Origin of the sequence: Sphingopyxis sp. MC1 (assembly GCF_000371385.1) — a bacterium.
Taxonomy (GTDB): Bacteria; Pseudomonadota; Alphaproteobacteria; order Sphingomonadales; family Sphingomonadaceae; genus Sphingopyxis; species Sphingopyxis terrae.
This window is the reverse complement of record NZ_AOUN01000003.1, coordinates 310,276-336,397: the sequence shown is the minus strand read 5'-3', so window position 1 is coordinate 336,397 and position 26,122 is coordinate 310,276. Positions and strand designations below refer to the sequence as shown.

Genomic DNA, 26,122 nt, shown 5'->3' with positions numbered 1-26,122 from the left:
CGCGTCCGGACGATTTCGGGGAGCCGGTGCGCGCGAAACGGGGCCGCGCCGGGGCACGTCCTTCGCTTGCTAATGGACCTTACGTTTACGTCCACGTCAAGTAGAAATGCCGTTACGGCATAAAACGCAGGCGAAGCCGCCCACCGTCTCGTGGCCCCGGACTGGATATCGGACCCATGCGCCCCACGCGGCAAGAATCGACCCCGCATCAAGTCAGGGACGATGAACGGAATTTGCCCCGACTCGGCTGTTCCATCATCGGATCGAGCACCGAATAGGTTTGCGGGCGCTGGGCAGCGCCGCCGCGCCGCGCTAAGCCGCTGCGATGGTCGATCTCCTTCTCGATGCGCAGGCGTTGCTCGGCGAATCGCCGCGCTGGCACGCCCCCGAAGCACGCCTTTACTGGGTCGATATCGATGCGCATCGCATCCACCGCACTGATCCCGCGACCGGCGCGACCGAAACGATGCAGCTCGACCAGCCCGTCGGCTGCGTCGCGCCGCGCGCGGGCGGCGGACTGGTCATGGGCCTTAAGGACGGCTGCGCCCTGATCGACGCGTGGGGCGGGGTGCCACGCGCCTTCGGCCCCGCGGTGCTGGCAGGCATCGCCGAACAGCGCTTCAACGACGGCTGCGTCGATGCCGCAGGCCGCTTCTGGGTCGGCAGCGTGACGCGCGACAAGTCCAATCCGGGCGCAATGCTGTTACGCCTCGACCCCGACGGGGCGCTGACCCCGATGCTCGGCGGGCTGCTGACGAGCAACGGCGCGGCCTTCAGCCCCGACGGCCGCACCTTTTATCACGCCGACACGCCAACGCATGCGCTGCACGCCTATGCGGTCGACCCCGCGACCGGCGCGCTTGGCGACGGCCGGCTGTTTCACCAGTTCGAGCAGGGCAAGGGTCGCCCCGACGGCGGAACGGTCGATGCCGAGGGCTGTTACTGGTCGGCGCTGTGGGACGGATGGCGCGTCGTGCGCCTGTCGCCCGCCGGCGAGATTCTCCAGACGGTCGAGATGCCCGTCCAACGTCCCTCGATGGTCGCGCTGGGCGGCGCCGACCTGCGCACCGCCTTCGTCACCAGCGCGGGCAAGGACCTGTCCGACGATGCGCGCGCGGCCCAGCCGCACGCCGGCGGCCTCTTCACCTTCCGCGTCGATGTGCCGGGAATCGTCCAGCCGGGCTTTGGCGGGTAAGCCGCGCGCGATTGGGCAGGAAGCGACCGGTTGCGATGCGCATGACAGAGCGTCAGAATATCACCAGCCGCCCGAAAGGATTTTGACGTGCCGGAGCCTTTGGCAGAGACATTCACATTCGCCAGCGGCGAGAAGCGATATGTCATGTTTCTCCGCTTTGACGTTCGTAATTATCCACGCTTTCTCAAATATTTGAAGGAAACCCTCGGTGTGGAAATGGGTAGCGTCAAGAATATGGTGTTCGCGAAGGCCTCCGAGTTTAAACTCGGAGGCATTGGTTACACAGCAGTGGCCGGCGATTCAGACGATTGTCACGTCGTTGCTCCCAATGAGGCCGCCAGGATCGCCCTGCTCGCGAAGATTTTTGGGCCCAACCATCAAAGCGAGCGTCATACGAAGGCTTATTAGCCAGACGAAACCGTCGGTCCTTGCACCTCGATTGTTAGGTCCGCCCCACCCCCATCCCGGTCATTCCCGCAACAACTCGAGCGTCCGCCGGGCTTGATCTCCTCGGCTTGCGCGCTGCCGCCTTATCGGGTTAAGGCACCTCCCGACATGGTTTCGTCCGAAACCAAAGCCCCCGGGAGATAACAGATGTCGCGTATCGCGCCCCGCCCTGTCCGTCATTTGTCGATGCTGCTTGCATCGACCGCGCTGATGATGGGTTATAGCCAGATGAGCATTGCCGCCGAACCCACCGCCAAGGCGCCCGCCTCCGCCCCGGCCGACGCGAACCCGCTGCTCGCCCCGTGGACCGGTCCCTATGAAGGGGTGCCGCCTTGGGACAAGCTGGACCCCGACCTGTTCCCCGACGCCTTTGAAAAGGGGATGGCCGAGGTGAAGGCCGATGTGCAGGCGGTGATCGACAATCCCGCCGCGCCGACTTTCGAGAACACGCATGTTCCGATGCAGCTTGCCGGCGAGACGATGGACCGCGTCTTCGCGATGTGGGGCGTGCAGACGTCGAACAAGTCGAACGACCGCGTCGAGGATATCGACGCCGAATGGAGCCCGAAGCTCACCAAATTCTATACCGAGCTGTTCCTCGATCCCAAACTCTTCGCACGCTACAAGGCGGTGTATGACACGCGGCTGACCAGCGGGCTCAACGCCCAGCAGATTCGCATTGTCGAGCGCAGCTATGACGAGATGGTCCGCGACGGCGCCAATCTGTCGCCCGCCGACAAGGCGAAGCTGGTCGATATGAATGCCAAGCTGGAAGGGCTGTTCTCGACCTTCTCGTCGAAGCTGCTCGGCGACGAAAAACTGTACATCTTCGTCACCGACAAGGCCGAACTCGACGGGCTGCCCGCTGGCTTCGTGGCTTCGCTGGCCGCCGCAGCCGAAGCGCAGGGCAAGCCCGGCCAATGGGCGATCAAGAACACCCGCTCGTCGGCGCAGCCGGTACTCCAGAATGCGACCAACCGCGCGCTTCGCGAGAAGGTGTGGCGCGCCTTCGTCAATCGCGGCGACAATGGTGATGCCAACGACACCAATGCGACGATCGCCGAGATCCTCAAGCTGCGCCAGGCGCGCGCCGAGCTGCTCGGTTTCAAGACGCACGCCGACTATCGCATGGCCGACACGATGGCGAAGACGCCCGCGAATGCGATGGCGCTGATGATGAAGGTCTGGCCCGCCGCGGTCGCGCGCGTGCATGAAGAGGTCGCCGATATGCAGGCGATCGCCGACGCCGAGGCAAAGGCGGGCAAGGGGCCGAAGATCACCATCGAACCGTGGGATTATCGCTTCTATGCGGAGAAGGTCCGCAAGGCGAAATACGACCTCGATGAAAGCGAGGTGAAGCCGTACCTCCAGCTCGACAAGCTGCGCGACGCGATGTTCTGGTCGGCGGGACGGCTCTATGATCTGGGCTTCCGCGAAAACACCGGCACGATCCCGGTCTTCGATCCCAAGGTGAAGACGTTCGAGGTCTATAACCTCAAGACCGGCAAGAATGTCGGAGTCCTCTACCTCGACAATTTTGCGCGCGACGGCAAGCGTTCGGGCGCTTGGATGACCACCTATCGCAGCGAACAGGGCCTCGGCGGCGAACGCAATGTCCTCGCGTCGAACAACAATAATTTCACCGAAGGCGCGAACGGCGAACCGACGCTGGTCAGCCTCGACGATGCGACGACGCTGTTCCACGAGTTCGGGCACGGCATCCATTATCTGTTGCAGCAAGTATATTATCCGGCGCTTGCCGGGGTACCGCGCGACTTCGTCGAATATCCGAGCCAGGTGAACGAAAACTGGCTGATGACGCCCGAAGTGCTGTCGAAATTCGCCACGCACTACAAGACGGGCGAGCCGATGCCGCAGGCGCTGGTCGACAAGATCATCGCGTCGAGCAAGTTCAACCAGGGGTTCGAGACGGTCGAATATCTGGCGAGCGCGATCGTCGACATGAAGCTGCACGACCGCAAGGTGCCGGTGACCGACGTCGATGCTTTCGAACGCGAAACGCTGGCGGAAATCGGTATGCCCAAGGAAATCGTCATGCGGCACCGCCTGCCGCAGTTCGGCCATCTGTTCAGTTCCGACGCTTATTCGGCGGGCTATTACAGCTATCTCTGGTCGGAAACGATGGACGCCGACACCTGGGCTGCCTTCATGGAAGCGGGCGGGCCGTGGGATCGCAGCGTCGCCGACAAGTTCCGGACGATCCTGTTGATGACGGGCAACGAAACCGACCGCGCCGAAGCCTATCGCGCCTTCCGCGGCCGCGACCCCGACGTGAAGGCACTGCTCGAACGCCGCGGGTTCCCGACCGGCGAATAATCAGACGAAAACCGGGGAGCAAAGGGGGCCGCCGTGCCCCCTTTGTTTGTCCGCTGTCCACGACAGAGACGACCGGAGGCCTGCCACCAGCGCCGATAGACCCGCCCCATCCGATTCCTGTTGACGGCTGCCGAATCCGATATAAATATGATATCATCTTTATATCGAATGATTCGGAGGGTAAGATGGGAGACGGAACTGCGCCGGCACTGAACCGCAGCCGCGAAACGCGGGCTGCGACACAGAGCGGCTATCTGATGCTGCTGGTCTGGCTGGTGCTGTTCGGAATCGCGATCTGGGCAGCGATGACCAACATCCAGGGCGAGACGGTCGACTGGAACTGGAAATGGGGCGTTGCTGTCGCGAGCGGCATCGTCGGCACCCTGATCCTGTGCGGCTTTTACCTGATCAACCCCAATGAAGCGGCGGCGATCCAGCTGTTCGGCAGCTACAAGGGCACCGACCGCGAAAGCGGGCTGCGCTGGGTGTTGCCGTGGCTGACCCGCAAGAAGATCGCGGTGCGCGCGAACAATGTGATTTCGGACAAGATCAAGGTCAACGACCTGCGAGGCAACCCGATCGAGATGGCGGCGCAGGTCGTCTGGCGCGTTACCGACACCGCGCAGGCGCTGTTCGACGTGGACGATTACAAGGAATTCGTCCTCGCGCAGATCGAGGCGGCGGTGCGCGCGATCGGATCGCGCTATCCCTATGACGATCACACGCATGACGAGATCACGCTGCGCGGCAACCATGACGAGGTGGGCGTCGAACTGCGGAAGGCGTTGATCGAGCGGCTCGACGTTGCGGGAATCACCGTCGACGAATGCGGGCTGACGCACCTTGCCTACGCTCCCGAGATCGCCGGCGCCATGCTGCGCCGCCAGCAGGCCGAAGCGGTGGTCGCCGCCCGCGCCAAACTGGTCGAAGGGGCGGTGTCGATGGTCGAGATGGCGTTGCAGCAATTGTCCGAAAAACAGGTCGTTGACCTCGACGACGAACGCCGCGCCGCGATGGTATCGAACCTGATGGTCGTCCTGTGCGGTGAGCGCGACACGCAGCCGGTCGTCAACGCCGGGTCGCTCTACTGAGCCCAATAACGATGTCGACAGCCGCCAGGAAAGCCTTTGCCCTCCGCGTCGATCCCGCCCTTTATGCGGCGATCGAGCGGTTGGCGGCGGCCGAATTGCGTAGCGCCAATGCCGAGATCGAAATGCTGCTGCGCGAAGCGCTCGCCCGCCGCGGCGTTGCCGTGAAGGCGAGCGAAAAGCCCCGCCGCGGTCGCCCGCCGGCGGCAGCCGACACGCGCGCGACGGAGTCCCCTGATGAAATATAGGATCGCAGCTGCGGCGCTCTCCGCTGCCCTGACGCTCACCGCCGCGCCTGCCGGAGCAAGCCCGGTCGCCAGCGAAATCAGCGCGCCGGGCCCCGACGGCCCGCTCGCCGGCACATTGCTGAGCACCCAGAAGGCCAGCGCCCCCGTCGTCTTGATCATCCCCGGATCGGGGCCGACCGACCGCGACGGCAACAGCCCGCTCGGCATCACCTCGGCAAGCTACCGCCTGCTTGCTGAAGCGCTGGCGCAAAAGGGCATCTCCGCGGCGCGCATCGACAAGCGCGGCATGTTCGGCAGCAAGGGTGCGGTCGCCGATGCGAACAAGGTGACGATCGCCGCTTATGCGGCCGATGTCGGTGCATGGGCGCGTAGCCTGACCGACCGAACCGGCCAGCGCTGTATCTGGGTGGCCGGACACAGCGAAGGCGGGCTGGTCGCCATCGCGGCCGAAGCCGATCCGCATGTCTGCGGCCTGATCCTCATATCGGCGATGGGACGCCCCTTCGACGTGGTGCTGCGCGAACAGCTTGCCGCCAATCCCGCCAACGCGCCGATCCTGCCCGACGCCAACGGCGCGCTCGACCGGCTGGCGAAGGGCGAGCATGTCGATGTGAGCGCAATGCACCCGGCGCTCGCCCGCGGCCTCTTCAATCCGGCGGTGCAGGACTATCTCATCGACCTGATCGGGCACGATCCCGCCGCGATGCTGGCTGCCACCACCAAGCCGGTGCTGATCGTCGCGGGCACCGCCGACCTGCAAATCCCCATTGCCGATGCCGAGAAGCTGAAGGCCGCGCGCCCCGACGCGACGCTGGCGGTGATCAAGGGGATGACCCATGTGCTGAAGCAGGCGAGCGCCCGCGACCGTGCCGCCAATATGGCGACCTACACCGATCCCAGTCTGGCGATCGACCGTTCGCTCGTCGCCGACATCGTCCGTTTCGTGCGCGCGAACAGCCACTGAAGGAGGCCCGATCATGCTTCACCTCTTCCTCGACAAGAAGCCCTGGTTCCGCGCCAAGAACCGCGGCTATGGCACCGGCCTGCCGATCGCGTGGCAGGGGTGGGTCTTCATGGCGCTGCACATCGCGCTGATCGCCGGACTGTCGATGGCGCTGCGCAACCAGCCGGTCGCGATGACCATCGTCGTTGTCCTCGCCGCGCTTGCGCCCATGCCGATCTATCAGGCGCGCACCGAGGGCGGCTGGAAATGGCGTTGGGGCAATCGCGCCGCCGAAAAGCGCGACGACAAGCGGCGGAAAAAATAGCCGCCGCGCCCGCCCGGACCGATTATCGACAGTCTCCGCCGGGCGGCGACGTCCAGCGCCTTGCCCCCATACCGCTTGATGGTTAAGGGCGGTCGTCATGACCGCCGTTCCATCTTCCGTCCGCATCGCCCCTTCGATCCTCAGCGCCGACTTCGCGCAGCTGGGTGAAGAGGTGCGCCGCATCGAGACGGCGGGCGCCGACTGGGTCCATATCGACGTGATGGACGGGCATTTCGTGCCCAATCTGACCATCGGCCCGATGGTGGTAAAGGCGCTGCGTCCCCATTCGACCTTGCCCTTCGACGTTCATCTGATGATCTCGCCGGTCGATAATTTCCTCGATGCCTTCGCCGCGGCGGGCGCCGACATCATCACCGTCCATCCCGAAGCCGGCCCGCACATCCATCGCAGCGTCCAGCACATCAAGTCGCTGGGCAAGCAGGCGGGCGTGTCGCTCAATCCCGCGACCCCGGCGAAGATGCTCGACTATCTGATCGACGACATCGACCTCGTCCTCGTGATGAGCGTCAATCCGGGTTTCGGCGGGCAGAGCTTCATTTCGAGCCAGCTTCGCAAAATCGAGGCGGTGCGCAAGATGATCGACAAATCGGGCCGCGACATCCGGCTGGAAGTCGATGGCGGCATCGACGCCGCGACCGCCCCGCTCGCCATCGCGGCCGGGGCCGACGTCCTGGTCGCCGGCACCGCAACCTTCAAGGGCGGCCCTGCGGCCTACGCCGACAATATCAAGCGCCTGCGCGGCTGATCGATGGAAGGGAGACCGTTGACCTCTGCTCCCGTCGATCCGATGCCCGAAACGGGCGACCCCGTCGCGCCGCTCGACGACAGCATCGAACCGGGCAAACGGTTGATACGTCTGCCCGCCGACAAGGGCCTGTCGCTGGGCGACCGCATCGCCAATCATTTCACCCGCCTGACCTGGCGCACCCCGCTCCATGCGCTGCGGCTGAAGGGGCGTTTCCCGCTCAAGCTGCTGGGCGTGCCGGCCGATCCGGTTCCCGGCGACACGCGCGCCGGCATGGCGATCCGCGCCGGCCATTTCCTCCACCGCGGACTCAAGCTGCCGGTGAAGGAGATTGATTTCGCGGCGCTCTCGGTCGCCCCTGCCTTCGCCGATTATCTGCACAGTTTCGCCTGGCTGCGCGATCTTGCCGCCACCGGGACGCGCGCCGACGGTGCCCCGATCGCCGAAGCGCTCGTCCGCCAATGGCTCGCCGCGCATGGCGAAACGGTGAGCGAACCCGCATGGCGCGCCGACAATGCCGGCTGGCGCATCCTGTTCTGGGCCGCACACGCGCCGCTGATCCTGTCGTCGAGCGATCTCGTTTATCGCTCCGCCGTACTCAACCATCTCGCGCGCGCGGCGCGCCACCTCGATCGCGTCGCCGACAAGACGCGTCCCGGCACCGGCCAGCTCGTTGCCTGGATCGGCATCGTCGCTGCATCGCTGCTGATGCCGGGCGGCGAGCCGCGCCAGGTGTTCGGCGAAGCGGGGCTGCGCAAGGTTCTCGAGACCAGCTTTTATGCCGACGGCGGCAATATCGCGCGTTCGCCGCAGGCACAGCTCGACGCGATCATGGCGCTGTCGATGCTGGCGCGCGTTTACGACATGCGCCGGATGGAAGTGCCGCCCTTCCTGCAGGAAGTGCTCGCGCGTACCGTCCCCGCGCTGCTCGGGCTCGTCCACAGCGACGGCGGCATGGGCAATTGGCAGGGCAGCGGCGCGACGCCGGCGGCGGTGATCGAGGCGGTCGTTGCGGCAAGCGGCGTGCGCACCCGGCCGCTCAAACAGGCGCGCGACTGGGGCTATCAGCGCCTGGTGGCGAACAAGGTGGTCGTGCTGGCCGACGCCGCGCCGCCCCCGATCGCGCGGGTTACCGAAGCGGGCTGCGCCTCGACGCTGGCGTTCGAGCTTTCGGATGGCGACGAACGCATCGTCGTCAATTGCGGCGGTGCGGCGCTGACCGGCGCGACGATTCCCGCCGACCTGGCGCGCGGGCTGCGCACCACCGCCGCCCATTCGACGCTGACCATCGCCGACAGCAATTCGACCGCGATCCTGCCCAACGGGACGCTTGGCCGCGGCGTGACCGAGGTCGAGCTCGACCGGCGCGAAACGCCGCAGGGCAGCCGGGTCGAGATGGGGCATGACGGCTATGTCCGCCGTCACGGGCTGATCCACCGCCGCCTGCTGATCCTGTCGCCAAACGGGCGCGAGTTGCGCGGTGAGGACATGCTGCTCCCCGCCCCGCGCAGCCGCCGCAAGGGCGACAAGGCCTTCACGCTGCGTTTTCACCTCGGCCGCAATATCTCGGCCAGCCTGACCGCCGACAAGCTCGGCGCGCTGCTGCGCATCGCGGGCGGGCCGCTGTGGCAGTTCCGCACCTCCGAAGGCCAGCTCGCGATCGAGGAAAGCCTGTGGGTCGACGGCGACGGCCGGCCGCATCCGACGGAGCAACTCGTCGTAACGGGTGCCGCGCCCGCCGGCGGCGCCAGCATCGGCTGGATCTTCAAACATATCGGCTGACCGCCCGTGGTGTGCGCAGCAGCGCGGCGAAAAAATCTTGGGCCGAATTTTAGACGGATTTTCCAGCGGCTTAGTATAGCCGCACCCCCCCCTTGTTTCACTCGTGTGACATCGACGTAACACAGCCGTCATGGGCGATTGTCACAGGCCCCCTCGATCCGCCGGCACAGGGAGCCGGCGGCCATCTGGACAGGGGCTCTTTCCATGACACTGATTCGCAGTTGCCGTTCGCGCATCCTTCTTGGCACCGGCCTCGCCGCGGCCATGCTCGCTCCGGCGAGCGCCTTCGCTTCCGACATCGTCGGCATCGTCACCGACGCCACCGACACGCGCGCGCTGCAGAGCGCCGAGGTTCGCATCGTCGAACTGGGCCGCGTTGCCGAAGCCGGCCGCGACGGCAGCTTCCGTTTCGGCGACGTGCCCGCCGGTACCTACACGCTCGAGGCGCGCTACGTCGGCGCCGAGCCCGTGCGCAGCACGATCGACGTGCCCGCAACCGGCAGCGTCACGGTCAATTTCAGCCTCGGCGGTGCGAACGACATCCTCGTCGTCGGACAGGCCGCGAACCAGGCCAGCGCGCTGTCGCGCCAGAAAGCCGCCGACGGCGTCGAAAGCGTCCTGACGCGCGACGCGATCGGTCAGTTCCCCGACCAGAATGTCGCCGAATCGCTGCGCCGCCTGCCGGGCGTCAACATTCTGAACGACCAGGGCGAAGGCCGCTTCGTCTCGGTGCGCGGGCTCGATCCCGAACTCAACGCCTCGTCGCTGAACGGCGTGCGCCTGCCGGCACCCGAAAGCGATGTCCGTTCGGTGGCGCTCGACGTCATTTCGTCGGACACGATCGAATCGATCGAGATCAAGAAGTCGCTGACCGCCGACATGGATGCCGACACGATCGGCGCCTCGATCGAGATTCACACGACCAGCGCCTTCGACCGCCAGCGCGACCTCTATTCGGCGCGTATCGAGGGCAGCTACAATGATTATTCGGGCAAGCTGACCCCGAAGGGCAGCCTCGATTTCGCGACGCGGGTCGGCGACAATTTCGGCATCGCGGGCAGCGTCAGCTATTACAAGCGCAAGTTCGAAACCGACAATGTCGAAGCCGGTGACTTCTGGAAGGAAGCCAATGGCGTCGCCTTCGCCCCCGAAATCGAATATCGCGACTATGACGTCACCCGCGAGCGGATCAGCGGCGCGCTGTCGTTCGACTGGCGCGCGTCGGACACCACCAAAGCCTATATCCGCGGCAATTTCAGCCAGTTCGACGATCATGAATATCGCCGCCGCACGACGATCATCTTCGACGAAGATCCCGCCTCGGGCGACGCGAACAGCGCCTTCTTCACCGACGCCGACGGCCGCATCGAAGTGCGCCGCGACCTCAAGGACCGTTTCGAACGCCAGCGCATCCGTACCATCGTCGTCGGCAGCGACACCGATACCGGTGTGTGGAAATTCAACTGGTCGGCAAGCTGGGCCAAGTCGAGCGAGCGCGAGGATTTTTCGATCGACCCGTTGCGCTTCCGCGCCCGCTTCAACGACGACGGCGTCGATGTAAACATGGATTACAGCGATCCGCGCGTTCCGCTCTACAGCGTCACCGCCGGCGCCGCGCTGTTCAACGACCCCACCGAATATGGCTTCAACCGCCTCGAACTCACCGACCTGTCGGACAGCCAGGACGAGGAATATGCGGTCAAGGCCGACCTCGCCCGCACCTTCGCCGGCGACAAGGGCGACTTCACGATCCAGGGCGGCATCAAATCGCGCTGGCGCGACAAGAGCTATAATTTCAACCTGATCTATTATGGCGACTATAACGGCGACTTCACCCTTGCCGACGTGCTGGGACAGCAGACCTATCGCCTCACCGATATCGGTCCCGTGGCGAGCAAGACCGGACCGGCCGCCTTCTACAATGCCAATCTCGGCAATTTCGAGGTCGACCAATATGAGACCGACCTCGGGTCGAACAGCAGCGACTATTCGGTCAGCGAAGATATTCTGGCGGGCTATCTGCTCGGCCGCTGGGACAGCGACACGCTGCGCGTGATCGGCGGCGTCCGCGTCGAACGCACCAAGAATGTGCTGAACGGCAACCTCGTCGCCGACGACGGGTCCGACGTGTTCGTCACGCCGGTGTCCTACCGCCGCAACTACACCGACTGGCTGCCCAGCATGACGATCCGCTTCCAGCCGCAGCAGGATCTCGTGCTGCGCCTCGCCGGATCGCGCAGCATCGTGCGCCCGAAGCTGTCGAAGCTCGCGCCGCGCTTCACGATCAACGAGGATGACGAGGCCGAATTCGGCAATCCCGACCTGCTGCCCTACAAGGCGTGGAATCTCGACGCGGGCGCCGAATATTATTTCGGCCGCAACGCCGCGCTGAGCATCGGGGGCTTTTACAAGTCGATCGACAATTTCATCGTCGACGGCTTCTTCGAAGACAGCGACGCGCCCTATAACGGCCTCTATCGCGGCACCGCTTTCAGCGAGGCGATCATCCCGGTGAACGGCGACAAGGCCGAAGTCGCCGGGCTCGAAGCAAGCTACAGCCAGGTGTTCGACATGCTGCCCGCGCCGTTCGACGGGCTGCTGGCACAGGCCAACTACACCTATACCTGGTCGAAGGCGAAGCTGTTCGACGGCCGCAGCATCGCGCTGCCGTCGAATTCGCGCAACACCTTCAACCTCGTGCTCGGCTATGAAAAGGGGCCGATCGACATCCGGCTGGCGGGCACCTACCGCGACAAATATCTCGACGAAATCGGCGGCGATGCGGAAACCGACCGCTATGTCGACAACCACTTCCAGCTCGACCTGTCGGTCAAGTTCAAGGTCACCGACAATGTCCGCCTCTATGGCGAATGGGTGAACATCAACAACGCCAAATATTTCGCCTATCAGAATTATGCGAACAGCCAGCGGCTGCTCCAATATGAAGAATATGGCTCGACGTTCAAATTCGGCGTCAAGGCCAATTTCTGAGGAAGGCAAAGCCATGACGACGGGAGCGCGGCGCCGCCGCAATCGCTGGATCCTGCCGATCGCGCTCGCCGCGATCGGCGCCGTCCCCGCCGTGGCGGCGGCGTCCGCCGGCGGCGGCACCCTGCCCCGTTCCCCCGGCCTGCCCTATGCGCCGCGCAACCTGCCCGACCGCATCGTCCTCACGCCCGGCTCCGATCCGGCGCGCGAGATGGCGGTCGCCTATCGCACCGACACCGCACAGGCCGAGTCCCAGGCCCAGATCGCGGTGTCGGTCGACGGGCCGACGCTCGAGGAAAAGGCCCGTCTCGTGACCGGGACCGCGGTGCGGATCGACAGCAGCTATGGGCCGGCGCTGTATCACCAGCTGCGCTTTTCCGGGCTGACGCCCGATACCGTCTATGCCTACCGCGTGAAGGGCGCGGCGGGATGGAGCGAATGGTATCAGTTCCGCACCGCAGCGGCCGAAGCCAAACCCTTCCGCTTCCTATATCTCGGCGATGTCCAGAACGGCATCCTGACCTATGCCAGTCGCGTCATCCGGCAGGCGTTCCACGCCAATGGCGACATTCGCCTGGTTCTGCACGCCGGTGACCTCGTCGGCCAGCGCGACGACCTCGACCATGACGACGAATGGGGCGAATGGAACCAGGCGGGCGGCTATAATTACGCAATCGTCCCGCAGCTGCCCGCGACGGGCAATCATGAATATGTCGACGACCTCGCGCCCGACGGCAGCGAAAGCCGGCGGCTCGGTCCCTATTGGCCCGCGCAGTTCGCTCTGCCGTCGAACGGCGCCGATCCGGTCAAGGCGACGACCTATTATGTCGATTATCAGGGCGTGCGCTTCATCGTCCTCGATGGCACCTCGGCCCTCAACCTCGGCACGATGGCGGCGCAGACACGCTGGCTCGATGCCGCGCTGGCGTCGAGCAAGGCAAACTGGAACGTCGTGCTGTTCCACCAGCCCGTCTTCACCTGTGCCCGGCCCAACGACACCAAGGAAATAAAGGCGGCCTGGAAGCCGGTGTTCGACGCGCGCAAGGTCGATCTCGTGCTGCAGGGACACGACCATTGCTACAGCCGCCTGACCTCCGAAGCCGGGCGCGAAGCCAGCGCCAGGGCGCGCGCCGACGGCAGCGTGCAGGGGCCGGTCTATCTGGTCTCGGTCACCGGATCGAAGATGTACGCGCTCAACGACCGCACTCCCTGGCAACCCGACAAGGTCGCCGAAGCGACCGAGCTCTATCAGATCGTCGATGTCGAACCGCGGCGGCTTGCCTTCCGGACCTTCACCGCGTCGGGCCGTCTCTATGACGGCTTCACACTCGAACGCCGCACCGATGGCGCCAATATCCTGCGCGAGATCGACGAACCGACGATCGCGGCGCGGCGGTGCAGCGGCACCGTCGGACCCGACGGCGGCGCCTGCGTCGCGCGCGGCAAATGACCGGCCCAAATGATCGGCATGACAGGGGAATTTCGATGATATCTTTGCGCTCGCGGCAGCTCGCCGCTTCGATCGGCTTTGCCGCCTTGCTCGGCGGATGCGCCGCGCAGCAGGGTCCGGCGATCCACGGCCTGCCACCGGTCGCCGTCACCGCCGACGGCGAAACCGCCCCCGTCGGCACAGCGAAGGCCGACGCCGCCGACGATCCGGCGATCTGGGTCGATCCGGCCAACCCCGGCCGCGCGCTGATTGTCGCGACCGACAAGAAGGCGGGGCTGCACGTCTATGACCTTGCCGGCCGCGACCTCGCCTTTCTGGAAGGCGGGCGCGTCAACAATGTCGATGTCGTCGGCAATATCGTCGTCGCGAGCGACCGTAACGACGGTGTGAACGCGCATCTCGCGGTCTTCGCGCTCGACGGCGCCAAGCCCGCGCTGACCAGTCTCGGCCGCGCCTCGGCGGGCCCCGGCGAAGCCTATGGCCTCTGCCTCAAGCGCAGCGCGCCCGGCGAGCCGGTGACGGCAGCCCTGATTATCAAGGACGGCACGGTGCGCGTCGGCACGCTGGCGCTCGCCGAGGGGACCGAACCCGCCTTCGCCGTGCAGTGGGAGCAAAAGATTCCGACCCAGTCCGAAGGCTGCGTCTTCGACGGCGACACGCTGTATGTCGGTGAGGAGGATGTCGGCATCTGGCGGCTGACGCCGAACGCGAGCGGCGTCGATGCCAAGCTCGTCGCGCCCGTCGACAACCAGCGGCTCGTCGCCGACGTCGAGGGGCTCGCGACGATCGACCACAAGGGGCAGCGCTATCTGATCGCATCGAGCCAGGGCGACAACGCCTATGCGGTCTTCCGCCTGCCCGGCATGGACTATGTCGGCCGTTTCGCCATTGCGGCGGGACGCTATGGCGCGACGAGCGAAACCGACGGCATCGAAGCAGTCGCGGGCAATTTCGGCGCGGCCTATCCGGGCGGTCTTTTCCTGGCGCAGGACGGCGACAATGCGCCCGCGGCCCAGAATTTCAAGCTGGTGCGCTGGGACCGGATCGCGGCGGCGCTGGGCCTGTAATCGAGAACGTCGCCCCTGCGAGGGCGGGGGGCGACGACCCTTGCCCAAATGCCCGCACCCGCCTAGGGGGACCGCGTCTTTCCCGTCTTGCAAAGGCCGCCCTCCCATGACCGATCTCGTTCCCGTCCGCCGCGCGCTCCTTTCCGTCAGCGACAAGGCGGGCCTCGCCGATCTTGCCGCGGCGCTCGTCCGCCACGGCGTCGAGCTGGTTTCGACCGGCGGCACCGCCAAGGCGCTGCGCGATGCGGGGCATGACGTTCTCGACGTCTCCGACCTCACCGGCTTTCCCGAGATGATGGATGGCCGCGTCAAGACGCTGCACCCGACGGTCCACGGCGGCATCCTGGCGGTGCGCGACGATGCCGCGCATGTCGCGTCGATGGAGGCGCATGGCATCGGCGGCATCGACCTGGTCGTCGTCAACCTCTACCCCTTCCTTCAGACGGTGATGAGCGGCGCCGACCGCGATACGATCATCGAGAATATCGACATCGGCGGCCCCGCAATGGTGCGCTCGTCGGCGAAGAACCATGCCTTCGTCGGCATCGTCACCGAGCCTGAGGATTATGCCGCGGTGATCGCCGAGATGGACGCCAATGGCGGCGCGACCACGCTCGGCTTGCGCAAGCGGCTCGCCGCGACCGCCTTTGCGCATACCGCGACCTATGACAGCATGATCGCGCAATGGTTCGCCTTCGCCGATCAGGGCAAGCTCTTCCCCGAAACGCTGCCGCTCACGACCAGGCTGTCGGGCGAACTGCGCTATGGCGAAAATCCGCACCAGAAGGCGGCGCTCTACCTCCCCGTCGGCCCGTCGGCGCGCGGCGTCGCGCAGGCCGAGCAGGTGCAGGGCAAGGAGCTTAGCTACAACAATCTCAATGACGCCGACGCGGCGCTCGAACTCGTCGCCGAATTCCGTGAGGCCGATCCGACCTGCGTCATCGTCAAGCACGCCAACCCGTGCGGGGTCGCCACCGCGGCGTCGCTGACCGAAGCCTATGACGCAGCGCTGAAATGCGACGATGTCTCGGCCTTTGGCGGCATCATCGCGGTCAACCGCCCGCTCGACGGCGCGACGGCCGAGGCGATCAGCAGCATCTTCACCGAAGTTGTCTGCGCGCCCGATGCCGACGCCGACGCGCGCGCGGTGTTCGCGAAGAAGAAGAACCTCCGCCTGCTGCTCACCGGCGACCTGCCCGATCCGGCGCGCGGCGGGCTGGTGATGAAGGCGATCGCCGGCGGCTGGCTCGCGCAGACGCGCGACAATGGCCGCATCACGCGCGATGACCTGAAAGTCGTCACCGACCGCGCGCCGACCGACGAGGAACTGGCCGACGCGCTCTTCGCCTGGACCGTCGCCAAGCATGTGAAGTCGAACGCCATCGTCTATGCCAAGGGTGGATCGACCGCCGGCATCGGCGCGGGACAGATGAACCGCCGCGACAGCGCGCGCATCGCCGCGATCAAGGCGCGAGAAGCGGCCGAGAGCCACGGCTGGGCGAGCCCGCGCACCGTCGGCAGCGCGGTCGCCAGCGACGCCTTCTTCCCCTTCGCCGACGGGCTGCTCGCCGCGGTCGAAGCAGGCGCCACCTGCGTCATCCAGCCGGGCGGCTCGATCCGCGACGACGAGGTGATCGCGGCGGCGAACGAAGCCGGCCTGGCGATGGTGTTCACGGGGATGCGTCATTTCCGGCACTGACGCTGATTTTCGAACCGTCATCCCGGGGCGAAGGCCGGGATCTCAACGTCTCAGCCTGATGCACGGGCGAGATCCCGGCCTTCGCCCCGGGATGACGAGAGATGAAGGAAGCGTGCTCCTGTCTCGACTTCGAGCACCGCGAACGGCATAGGGAAGCCGGGAACATCCTGACCCGCAACCAAGGACCAGCATGACCGCCATCCCGCGTAACAAGTCGATGATCCAGCGCCTTTATGGTTGGACTATGGAGAAATCGGCGCATCCTCACGCCGAATATTGGCTGGCGCTGGTGTCGTTCGTCGAGGCGAGCTTCTTTCCGATCCCGCCGCATCCGATGCTGGGGCTGATGTGCCTCGCCGAACCGAAAAAGGCCGTGCGCTATGCGCTGATCTGCACGCTCGCGTCGGTCGCGGGCGGGATGCTCGGCTATGGGATTGGCTTCTTCTTGTACGAAAGCGTCGGGCTGTGGCTGCTCGGCGTGCTCCATCTGACCGAGAGCTTTCCTGCCGCTGCCTGCTATCTGCGCGACTATGGCGCCGAGATCATCCTGGTGAAGGGGGCGACGCCGATTCCCTTCAAGCTGCTGACGATCACCGCCGGCTTCATCCACATGAACTTCGTCACCTTCCTGTGGGCAAGCCTCGCGAGCCGGGCCTTTTCCTTCATGCTGGTAGGCCTGTTGTTCCGCCTGTTCGGGGCACCGATCAAGGCGTTCATCGACAAATATCTCGCTTGGGTCGCGGGCGGCTTCATCATCCTCGTCGTCGGGGGCTTCATCGCCGCGAGTGCGCTGTCGGGCGGCGGCAGCAAGACCGCCGACAAATGCAGTCATGCGACCCTGGAAAGCATCGGACTGGACCGGAAATAGCCACCGAACCGCAATAAGGACGTGTTCCCCCGCGGAGGCGGGGGTCCATCGCCGGACAATGCTATTCGAACCGGCAGGAGAGGGGCCCCCGCCTTCGCGGGGGAACACCCGATTTTTCGTGGCGGATTACTCGTTTGCCGCCTGATGCAGCCAGTCGGCGTGGCGCGGGGCCTTTTTCGTCCGGCTCCATTCTTCGAGCATCAGCGGGGCGACGCGCGCGAGTTCGGCATATTGTTCGTCGGTGCCGATGTCGCACGCCAGTTCGACGCGGTGGCCGTTGGGGTCGAAGAAATAGATCGACTTGAAGATGCCGTGATGCGTCGGGCCAAGCACATCGACGCCATTCGCTTCTAGATGCGCCTTGGCGCCGACCAGCTCGTCATAGCTGCCGACCTTGAAGGCGAGGTGCTGGACCCACTTGGGCGTATTTTCGTCGCGGCCCATGTCGGGCTGGTTCGGCAGCTCGAAAAAGGCAAGGATATTGCCGTTACCCGCGTCGAGAAAAACGTGCATGTACGGGTCATATTCGCCCGTCGACGGCACATGATCCTCGGCAAAGGCGGTCGTATAGGTCATGCCGAGCATGGCCTCATACCATTCGACCGTCTCCTTCGCGTCCTTGCAGCGATAGGCGGCGTGGTGAACGCCGCCCAATTTGATCGGACTCGTCATTCGGCGGGCTCCTCGACATTGAGCGCGCCGCGGCGGATCTGGTCGAGTTCCATCGACTTGAACAGCGCGGTGAAATTGCCCTCGCCGAAGCCTTCATCCTTCTTGCGCTGGATGAATTCGAAGAAAACGGGGCCGATCACGGTCTGTCCGAAAATCTGGAGCAGCAGGCGGGGGTCGCCCTCGGTCGTCGATCCGTCGAGCAGGATACCGCGCGATTTCAGTTCATCGACCGGCTCACCATGGCCCGGAAGGCGGTCGGCGAGCATCTCGTAATAGGTTGCGGGCGGCGACGGCGCGAAGGGATTGCCGAGCGCCTTGAGCTTGTCCCACGACGCGTAAAGATCGTCGCAGCTGAAGGCGATATGCTGGATGCCCTCGCCATTATAGGCACGTAGATATTCCTCGATCTGGCCGCCGCCGCCCGCGCCTTCTTCGTTCAGCGGAATGCGGATCTTGCCGTCGGGGGCGGTCATCGCCTTCGAGGTCAGACCGGTATATTCGCCCTTGATGTCGAAATAGCGGATTTCGCGGAAACCCGCGATGCGTTCGTAAAAAGCCGCCCAATGCGCCATGCGCCCCCCATAGACATTGTGCGTCAGGTGATCGATCACCTTCAGCCCCGCCCCTTCGGGATGGCGGTCGACGCCATCTTCATAGACGAAGTCGATGTCATAGATGTTCAGCCCGTCGCCATAGCGGTCGATCAGATAGATGATCGAGCCGCCGATGCCGCGGATCGCGGGCAGGCGCAGTTCCATCGGGCCGGTCTTGACCTCTACCGGCTCGGCCCCGCGCGCAATCGCCTCGGCATAGGCTTTCGCCGCGTCGCGGCAACGCCAGCCCATGCCGCACGCCGACGGGCCATGTTCGGCGGCGAAATAGGCGGCGGGCGATTTGGGTTCATAGTTGGCGATCAGGTTGATGTCGCCCTGCCGCCAAAGCGCCACATCCTTCGAGCGGTGCCGCGCGATGCGCGTGAAACCCATCCGTTCGAACACCGGTTCGAGCATGCCCTTTTCAGGCGCCGAAAATTCGACGAATTCGAAGCCGTCGAGGCCCAGCGGATTGTCGAACAGGTCGGCCATGGTCAGTCCCTTAATGTGGTTTCAATTGAAACTATTATGATGGATCGCGGACCGCGAGTCAATGCCGTGGCGCTTCAGATAGACCGTCGCCTGCGCGGGGGGCGGCGCTTCTTGTCTTGGCGACTACGCCGCTTCCTCGATCGCCTCGAGCGCGCTCATCCACGCCGCCTCGACGCGTTCCAGCTCGGATGCGAGCTTGCCGCGGCGCTGCGCGAGATCGCCCATCGTCAGCTTGGCAAGCGCCGGGTCGGCGCTCGCGGGGTCGAACATTGCGCGGTCGATCGCGCTGACCTGCTGCGCGAGCTTGGCCGCGCGCGCCTCATGATCCTTGGCGGTCTTGCGCAACGCCGCCTGGGCCTCGCGCGCCTTCGCCGCTTCCTGCCGCGCCGCCTTTGCATCCTTCGGCTTCGCGGGCGTCGCCTTCGCATCATCGCCGGAGGGCGACTTGCCGAGGATGAACGCGACATAATCGTCCATGCTGCCGTCGAAATCGCGCGCCGTTCCATCGTCGACCAGGACCAGCCGGTCGGCCGAGAGTTCGAGCATATGGCGGTCGTGGCTGACGATCAGCACCGCGCCTTCGAAACCGTTAAGCGCCTGCACCAGCGCCTCGCGCGCATCGACGTCGAGGTGGTTGGTCGGCTCGTCGAGGATCAAGAGGTGCGGCGCCTCGCGCGTGATCAGCGCGAGAGCGAGCCGCGCCCGTTCACCGCCCGACAGCTTGCCGACCTCGGTCGTCGCCCTGTTACCCGAAAAGCCGAAGCGCCCCAGTTGCGCGCGCACCGCGCCAGGGGTCTTGCCCGCCATCACGCGCGTCATATGGCCGAGCGGAGTATCGGCGCCGTCGAGTTCCTCGACCTGATATTGGGTGAAATAACCGACGCGCATCTTGCCCGCGACCGCCATGCCGCCCTCTTCGGGCTTCAACTGCGCCGCGAGCAGGCGCGCGAGCGTCGTCTTGCCGTTGCCGTTGCGGCCGAGCAGCGCAATGCGGTCGTCGGGATCGATACGCAGGTTCAGGCGGCGCAACACCGGCGCGCCGGGCGTATAGCCGACGCTGGCAAGGTCGAGCGTGATCAGCGGCGGCTTGAGTTCGTCACCGGGGCTCGGGAAATCGAACACCAGGCTCGGATCGTCGGCGATCGCCGCAATCGGCTGCATCCGGGCGAGTTGCTTGGCGCGCGACTGCGCCTGCTTCGCGGTCGAGGCGCGCGCGCTGTTGCGGGCGATATAGTCCTGCAATTTGGCGCGCTGCGCGTCCTGCGCCGCCTTCGCCGCCGCAAGCTGCGCCGCGCGTTCGGCGCGCTGGCGCTCGAACGCGTCATAGCCGCCGGCGTAGAGCGTCACCTTCCCGCCTTCGAGATGCAGAATATGGTCGACCACATTGTTGAGCAGGTCGCGTTCATGGCTGATCACGACAAGCTGCCCCGGATAGGAGCGCAGGAAGCTTTCAAGCCACATCGTCGCTTCGAGGTCGAGGTGGTTCGACGGTTCGTCGAGCAGCAGCAGGTCGGGGTTCGAAAAGAGCAGCGCGGCGAGCGCAACGCGCATTTTCCACCCGCCCGAAAAGCTGTCGAGCGGGCGCCCCTGCATATCCTCGTCGAAGCCGAGCCCGATCAGGATGCGCGCGGCACGCGCCGGCGCGGTATAGGCGTCGATCGCGATCAGCCGCTCGTGAATGTCGGCGAGCCGGTCGGGGTCGGTTTCGATCTCTGATCGTTCGAGCAGGTCGGCGCGTTCGGCGTCGGCGGCGAGCACGGTTTCGAACGGCGTCGCGCTGCCGCTCGGCGCTTCCTGCGCGATATAGCCGAGGCGCGTCTTGCGCGGCATTTCAATCCCGCCGTCGTCGGCCTCCAGCTCGCCGATCATCGCCTTCATCAGCGTCGACTTGCCCGCACCGTTGCGGCCGATCAGTCCGGTGCGGCTTTTCGGTGGCAGGCTAGCGCTCGCGCGGTCGAGGATGGTGCGGCCGCCCAGTCGCACGGTCAGATTGTTGATCGTCAGCATGGGCGCGCGCCTAGCACGGCTGTCCGCCGGTGCGAAGCCCGATCGGAGCTAGTGCGAAGCGCCCATCGAGATCGTCTTGGGCCGCGGGATCAGCCACACCGCCGCTGCCGCGATGACGAAGACCGTCCCGGCGGCGAGGAAGATATGCAGCACACCGAGCGTCGAGGCCTGGACATCGACGATCCGGTCAAGCGCGGCGCGCGCCTGTTCGGTCGTCAGCCCGGCATTCTGCATCTTGTCCATCGTCTCGGCCGCGCCGTTGAGCGCGGGCACCAGTTCGGCGCGCGATACGCGGCTTGCGTCGTCCCACGCCGTTGTCGCGATGGCGGTGCCGATCGCGCCGCTCAGGGTGCGCAGGAAGCTCATCAGGCCGGCCGCCGAGGTCTGATCCTTCGCCGGTACCGAACTCAGCGCCAGCGCGGTCAGCCCGACGAAGAAGAAGGGCATGCCCATCCCCTGCAGCAGATGCGGCAGCGCGAGGCTCCAATAATCGACGTCGGTATTCCAGCGCGCGCGCAGGATCGACATCAGCGCCATCCACAAGATGCCCGCGCAGACGGTGATCCGCACATCGATCTTGGTCAGCAGCCCCGCCGCCAATGGCGAGAAGAGCACAGCGAAACAGCCGATCCACGCGACGATGAAACCGGTTTCGGTCGCGGTGTAGCCCGCCACCTGCTGCAACCACAGCGGCGTCAGCACGACCTGCGAGAAAAAGGCCCCGAAGCCGAGCGAGATGGCGACGGTCGCGAAACTGAAGCCGCGAAAGCGGAAGACCCGGACATTGACCACCGGATTGGCGTCCGTCAGCTCCCAGATCAGAAAGGCAGCGAAGCTGATCGCGGCGACGATCGCCAGCATGACGATCCATGCCGATCCGAACCAGTCGTGCTCGCGCCCGGTGTCGAGCATGACCTGAAAAGAGCCGACCGACAGGACGAGCAGGATGAGGCCGACGATGTCGATCCGCATCTTCGCCTTCTTCGTCTCGAACGCGCCAAGCATGCTGCCGACGCCGAAGGCACAGACAGCGACGACGGGCAGGTTGATGAAGAAAATCCAGGGCCAGCTCCAATTGTCGCTGATCAGCCCGCCCAGAATTGGCCCCAGAATCGGCGCCGTCGTTGTCGTCATCGACCAGATCGCGAGCCCGACCCCGGCCTTTTCCTTCGGAAAGATGCGCAGCAGCAATATCTGCGACAGCGGCATCAGCGGCCCGCCCGCGAGGCCCTGCAGGACGCGGAACAGGATCAGCGCGTCGAGCGTGCGCGAAATGCCGCACAGGAAGGAGAAGATGCCGAAACCCACGATCGACACGATGAACCAGCGCACCGTGCCGAACCGCGCGGCGAGCCAGCCGGTGAGCGGGACGCTGATCGCGTCGGCAACGGCGTAGCTGGTGATCACCCAGGTTCCCTGCGTCGGCGATACGGCAAGGCCGCCGGCGATATGGGGGACCGAGACATTGGCGATCGTCGAATCGAGCACGACGACGAAATTGGCGAGCGCGAGCGCGAAGGCCGCGGCGAGCAGCTTGACGCCGCTCAGCGGCTGCGGCCCGGCCGGTGTCGATACGGCGGATGCGGCGGCGCTGGCCATCGTTCAGCTCACTTTCCGCGCGTGTCGATCGTCGCTTCCATCGACAGGCCGACGCGAAGCGGATGCGCCTGCAATTCCTTGGGATCGAGCGCGATACGCACCGGCAGGCGCTGCACCACCTTTACCCAATTGCCCGTCGCATTCTGGGCCGGGATCAGCGAAAAGGCGGCGCCCGTCCCACCCGCGATCCCGATCACCTTGCCGTGATAGACGACATCGCCGCCATAATAGTCGGAGGTGAGCTCGACCGGCTGGCCGATGCGGATCTTGCGGAACTGGCTTTCCTTGTAATTGGCGTCGACATAGGCGGTGGCGATCGGAACGATCACCATGATCGGTGCGCCGGCCGCGATCCGCTGGCCGACCTGGACCTGACGATTGGTGACGATGCCGGCGACGGGGGCGCGGATGATCGTGCGCTCAAGATCGAGTTGCGCCTTCTCGAGCCGCGCCTGCGCCGCGGCAACATCGGGGGCGGTCTCGATCGTCGTGCCGCGCACCACCGCTTCGGCGGCACCCAGATCGCCGCTCGCCGAACCGCGCGTCGCTTCGGCCGAAGCGATCGCCGCCGCAGCAAGATCACGCGCCGCGCTGGCGGATGCAAAGGCGGTGCGCGCCGCGGTCAATTCTTCGCCCGACACAGCGCCGGTTCCGGCGAGGCCTTCGCGGCGCGCGAGTTCGGCACGCGCTTTCGCCACCCCCGCATCGGCGTCGCGCAGCCGCGCGCGGGCCTGCGCGATATCGGCGCCGCGCGCCGAAACGCGCGCTCGTGCGGCATCGGCATTGGCGCTCGCTTGGCCATAGCGCTGGCGTGCCTGTCGCAGCGCAGCTTCGGCATCGGCAAGCGCGATGCGCTGATCGGCATCGTCGAGGATGACGAGAACATCGCCCTTTTTCACCGCCTGGGTGCCGCTGACGCGCACCTCTTTGACGGGGCCGGAGACGAGCGCGGTAACCGCGGCCGAATCGGCGCCGACATAGGCATTGTCGGTCGACACGCGCCCGGCCTGCGTCAGGAAATACCAGATGCCCCACAGCGCCGCGATCGTCACGACGACGAGCGCAAGGATGCGCAGCGCCTTGCGGCGCGTCGCCGGGCGCCCCTCGGCGGCGGCGGGGGTTTCGCTGTCGACCGCGGGAGTATCGGTCATTGCTTGTCTCCTGTTGGCGATGCGGCCGCAAATCCGCCGCCCAGGGCGCGGATCAGGGCAATGTCGAGCGAAAGCCGGCGCGCTTCGAGGTCGGCGACCGCGCGCGCGAGCGCGACCTGGCTATCCTCGGCGGTGAGCTGCGCAAGCTGGTTGGAAAGGCCGGCACGGTAGCGCAGCCCGGCAAGGTTGGCGGCGTCGGCCGCGGCCTTCAGCGCGTCGCGCCGGTCGGCAAGCTGGCGCGCTATGGCGTCACGGCTGGCGACGATGTCGGCGACATCGCGCAGCGCGGCGACGAGCGTGCGGTCGTAATTGGCGACGGCGCCGTCATAATCGGCCCGCGCCCCGCGATACTGGCCCTGCAGCCGCCCGCCCTCGAAGATCGGCAGGCTGATCGCCGCGCCGCCATTGCCATATTCGGACCCGGTCTTGAACAGGTTCGACAGCCCGAGCGACTGGAGCCCGACGAGCGCCGACAGGTTGATGTTCGGATAAAAGGCGGCACGTGCAACGTCGATGCGCTTCGCCGCCGCTTCGGCCCGCAGCCGGGCCGCGACAATGTCGGGTCGCCGGCCGACCAGGTCGATCCCCGCCTGCGGCGGCAGCGCGAGCGACGGCGCCGCAAGCGCCGGACGCGCGATGGTCCGGCCGCGATCGGGACCGGCGCCGAGCAGGGCGGCAAGGCGGTTGCGGGTGAGCGCGATCGCCTCCTCGATCGCGGCGACATCGCCGCGCGCCGAGGCGGCACGGCTTTCGGCCTGCCGCTGCGTCGCCTGATTGTCGAGCCCGGCGGCGGTGCGCTTCGCCGACAGATCGGCGCTCGCGCCGCGGATACGGATCGCGTCCTGCGCAACGTCGAGATCGGCATAATAGCCCGCCAGATCGGCGTAAGCGGTGGCAATCCCGGTCGTCAGCATCAGCCGCGCCTGCGCAGCATCGACGCGCGCCGCTTCGGCTTCGGACGTGGCCGCCGCCAGCGCTGCGCGGTTCTTGCCCCACAAGTCGAGATCGAAGCCGAAGGTTGCGGCGATGCTGCCGGTATCCTGAATGCCGTCGGGAACGAAAGCCGGCGGGATTCCCATATTCTTGCTTTGCTGGACGCCGCCGGCGCTGCCCTGGATGCCGACACGCGGGAGCAGCGCGGCCCCCGCCTGCTGCGCCAGCGCCTCCGCGGCGCGCACACGCGCTGCGGCCACCGCAATGTCGGGCGATCCCGCCAGCCCTTCGTCGATCAGCGCATCGAGTTGCGGGTCACCGAAGCCCCGCCACCACCCCTCGACCGGCCAGGCGCCCGCCTGATCGGCCAGAGTCGTCTGCGAATCGAGCGCGGCGGCGGCGACCGGCACGGGCTTCTGCCCGAGATCGGGGACGCTCGCACAGCCCGCCAACAGGCCGAAAACCGCGGTTGAGAGGAAAAATGATCGGGGCATGGCTTCCAACGATACTAGCTGGTATCATGCGCCATTGGACTTTGGAGGATGGCTTGTCAACGGAAATGATACCAGACAGTACGGTTGTGATGGATGATGCCGCGACCGCGCGCCGCAAGGCGTTCGTCGACGCCGCGCGCGAACTCTTCTTTGCCAATGGCTATGCCGGCACCACCATGTCGTCGATCGCCAGCAAGGTCGGCGGCTCGAAAACCACGCTCTGGACCTATTTCCCGTCGAAGGAGGATCTGTTCGAAGCGGTGGTGGACGATATTGTCGAACGCTATGGCGACGCGCTGGCCATCGACCTGCCGCTCGACGAGCCGGTGCCCGACGTGCTGCGCCGGTTCGGCAATGTGCTGATGACCAAATTGACCGCGACGCCCTTGCTGTCGCTGTTTCGCCTGGTCGTGGGCGAGGCCGAGCGTTTTCCGCACCTGTCGAAGACATTCTATGATCGCGGGCCGCGCCGGGGCAAGGCGCGCGCCGCCGACTGGGTGGCGGCGAAGATGGCGCGCGGCGAGCTGCGCCCCGGCGATCCGATGCGCGCCGTCCAGCATTTTTCGGGCCTCTGCCAATCGGGCCTCTATCAGTTCGCGATCCTCGGCATGACCGACCCCGACGATATCGAGCGGCTGCAGGCCGACGTCGAAGCCGCGGTCGAAACCTTCTATCGCGGCTGGCGCCCCGACGCCGCGGGCTAGATCCGCCATTGTCCCAAAAGGCGACAGTTTCTGGGCCCGTCGCTGCTGGCGCGGGCGGCGATCATGCTAACGAGGCGGGGTGGAACCGATTCGCGACGCCATTTATTACGAGCAACTCGCCCGGGTCGCGCGGCTGAAGGCCGACGCGAGCGACGACCCGTTTCTGGCGCGGCGGCTGCGCGAGGCGGCAATCCGTAACGAGCGGCTGGCGCGCCGGTTGCGCCGCGAGGAAGAGGGCGGAGCGCCCGAAGCGTCCGCCTGAACCGCCCGCGGC

The 26,122-nt window shown here is 65.9% G+C and carries 22 protein-coding genes; 16 read left to right on the top strand and 6 right to left on the bottom strand.

The window, feature by feature from the left end:
- Nucleotides 1–325: 325 nt before the first annotated feature.
- The 14 genes from EBMC1_RS05430 (at nt 326) to EBMC1_RS05365 (ending at nt 17,203) form a co-directional block, all read left to right on the top strand.
- Entirely contained in the window at nt 326–1,195 is an 870-nt protein-coding gene (locus EBMC1_RS05430; RefSeq protein ID WP_003041768.1) for an SMP-30/gluconolactonase/LRE family protein, read from the top strand.
- An 87-nt stretch (nt 1,196–1,282) separates the two neighbouring features.
- Nucleotides 1,283–1,603: a hypothetical protein gene (locus EBMC1_RS05425; protein WP_003041765.1), complete on the top strand. Its 321-nt coding sequence runs from the start codon at nt 1,283–1,285 to the stop codon at nt 1,601–1,603.
- A 186-nt stretch (nt 1,604–1,789) separates the two neighbouring features.
- A complete protein-coding gene (locus EBMC1_RS05420; protein WP_003041764.1) occupies nt 1,790–3,979 on the top strand; it encodes a M3 family metallopeptidase in 2,190 nt (729 codons plus the stop codon).
- A 185-nt stretch (nt 3,980–4,164) separates the two neighbouring features.
- Nucleotides 4,165–5,070, top strand: coding sequence for an SPFH domain-containing protein (locus EBMC1_RS05415; protein WP_003041761.1), 906 nt, complete (start codon nt 4,165–4,167; stop codon nt 5,068–5,070).
- An 11-nt stretch (nt 5,071–5,081) separates the two neighbouring features.
- Nucleotides 5,082–5,315, top strand: a complete 234-nt coding sequence (locus EBMC1_RS05410) for a hypothetical protein (protein ID WP_003041759.1) — start codon at nt 5,082–5,084, stop codon at nt 5,313–5,315.
- Nucleotides 5,305–6,279 (top strand): alpha/beta hydrolase, encoded by a 975-nt coding sequence (locus EBMC1_RS05405; RefSeq protein WP_003041758.1) that lies wholly within the window; start codon nt 5,305–5,307, stop codon nt 6,277–6,279. Before EBMC1_RS05410 ends, EBMC1_RS05405 begins: the two co-directional genes overlap by 11 nt.
- A 13-nt stretch (nt 6,280–6,292) precedes the next feature.
- Nucleotides 6,293–6,583: a hypothetical protein gene (locus EBMC1_RS05400; RefSeq protein WP_003041756.1), complete on the top strand. Its 291-nt coding sequence runs from the start codon at nt 6,293–6,295 to the stop codon at nt 6,581–6,583.
- Between the two features lie 97 nt (nt 6,584–6,680).
- On the top strand, nt 6,681–7,349 hold the full coding sequence (gene rpe / locus EBMC1_RS05395) for a ribulose-phosphate 3-epimerase (RefSeq protein ID WP_003041754.1): 669 nt from the start codon (nt 6,681–6,683) through the stop codon (nt 7,347–7,349).
- A 42-nt stretch (nt 7,350–7,391) separates the two neighbouring features.
- Nucleotides 7,392–9,131 (top strand): heparinase II/III family protein, encoded by a 1,740-nt coding sequence (locus EBMC1_RS05390; RefSeq protein ID WP_231292874.1) that lies wholly within the window; start codon nt 7,392–7,394, stop codon nt 9,129–9,131.
- Nucleotides 9,132–9,335: 204 nt separating this feature from the next.
- A complete protein-coding gene (locus EBMC1_RS05385; RefSeq protein WP_003041748.1) occupies nt 9,336–12,122 on the top strand; it encodes a TonB-dependent receptor in 2,787 nt (928 codons plus the stop codon).
- Nucleotides 12,123–12,135: 13 nt separating this feature from the next.
- On the top strand, nt 12,136–13,569 hold the full coding sequence (locus EBMC1_RS05380; protein WP_003041746.1) for a purple acid phosphatase family protein: 1,434 nt from the start codon (nt 12,136–12,138) through the stop codon (nt 13,567–13,569).
- Nucleotides 13,570–13,604: 35 nt separating this feature from the next.
- Complete coding sequence (locus tag EBMC1_RS05375) at nt 13,605–14,636, top strand: phytase (RefSeq protein WP_003041744.1); 1,032 nt, start codon at nt 13,605–13,607, stop codon at nt 14,634–14,636.
- Between the two features lie 106 nt (nt 14,637–14,742).
- Complete coding sequence (purH, locus tag EBMC1_RS05370) at nt 14,743–16,335, top strand: bifunctional phosphoribosylaminoimidazolecarboxamide formyltransferase/IMP cyclohydrolase (protein ID WP_003041741.1); 1,593 nt, start codon at nt 14,743–14,745, stop codon at nt 16,333–16,335.
- A 217-nt stretch (nt 16,336–16,552) separates the two neighbouring features.
- Nucleotides 16,553–17,203 (top strand): YqaA family protein, encoded by a 651-nt coding sequence (locus EBMC1_RS05365; RefSeq protein ID WP_040589665.1) that lies wholly within the window; start codon nt 16,553–16,555, stop codon nt 17,201–17,203.
- 126 nt (nt 17,204–17,329) lie between these two features.
- On the opposite strand, the gene EBMC1_RS05360 is transcribed toward EBMC1_RS05365, so the two are convergent.
- The 6 genes from EBMC1_RS05360 to EBMC1_RS05335 form a co-directional block, all read right to left on the bottom strand.
- Nucleotides 17,330–17,875: a VOC family protein gene (locus EBMC1_RS05360; protein ID WP_003041734.1), complete on the bottom strand. Its 546-nt coding sequence runs from the start codon at nt 17,873–17,875 to the stop codon at nt 17,330–17,332.
- A complete protein-coding gene (gene hppD, locus EBMC1_RS05355) occupies nt 17,872–18,960 on the bottom strand; it encodes a 4-hydroxyphenylpyruvate dioxygenase (protein ID WP_003041731.1) in 1,089 nt (362 codons plus the stop codon). Before hppD ends, EBMC1_RS05360 begins: the two co-directional genes overlap by 4 nt.
- 123 nt (nt 18,961–19,083) lie before the next feature.
- Nucleotides 19,084–20,967 (bottom strand): ABC-F family ATP-binding cassette domain-containing protein, encoded by a 1,884-nt coding sequence (locus EBMC1_RS05350; protein ID WP_003041729.1) that lies wholly within the window; start codon nt 20,965–20,967, stop codon nt 19,084–19,086.
- 48 nt (nt 20,968–21,015) lie between these two features.
- Nucleotides 21,016–22,566 carry a DHA2 family efflux MFS transporter permease subunit gene (locus tag EBMC1_RS05345; RefSeq protein ID WP_003041726.1) on the bottom strand — a complete coding sequence of 517 codons (1,551 nt, stop codon included), beginning with the start codon at nt 22,564–22,566 and terminating at the stop codon, nt 21,016–21,018.
- An 8-nt stretch (nt 22,567–22,574) separates the two neighbouring features.
- Complete coding sequence (locus tag EBMC1_RS05340; RefSeq protein ID WP_003041723.1) at nt 22,575–23,717, bottom strand: efflux RND transporter periplasmic adaptor subunit; 1,143 nt, start codon at nt 23,715–23,717, stop codon at nt 22,575–22,577.
- Nucleotides 23,714–25,144, bottom strand: coding sequence for an efflux transporter outer membrane subunit (locus EBMC1_RS05335; protein ID WP_040589468.1), 1,431 nt, complete (start codon nt 25,142–25,144; stop codon nt 23,714–23,716). Before EBMC1_RS05335 ends, EBMC1_RS05340 begins: the two co-directional genes overlap by 4 nt.
- Nucleotides 25,145–25,233: 89 nt before the next feature.
- On the opposite strand from EBMC1_RS05335, the gene EBMC1_RS05330 reads away from it, so the two are divergent.
- Together EBMC1_RS05330 and EBMC1_RS05325 are read left to right on the top strand one after the other, a co-directional pair.
- Nucleotides 25,234–25,848, top strand: coding sequence for a TetR/AcrR family transcriptional regulator (locus EBMC1_RS05330; protein WP_003041719.1), 615 nt, complete (start codon nt 25,234–25,236; stop codon nt 25,846–25,848).
- A gap of 79 nt (nt 25,849–25,927) precedes the next feature.
- Entirely contained in the window at nt 25,928–26,110 is a 183-nt protein-coding gene (locus EBMC1_RS05325) for a hypothetical protein (protein ID WP_003041716.1), read from the top strand.
- Nucleotides 26,111–26,122 lie beyond the last annotated feature (12 nt).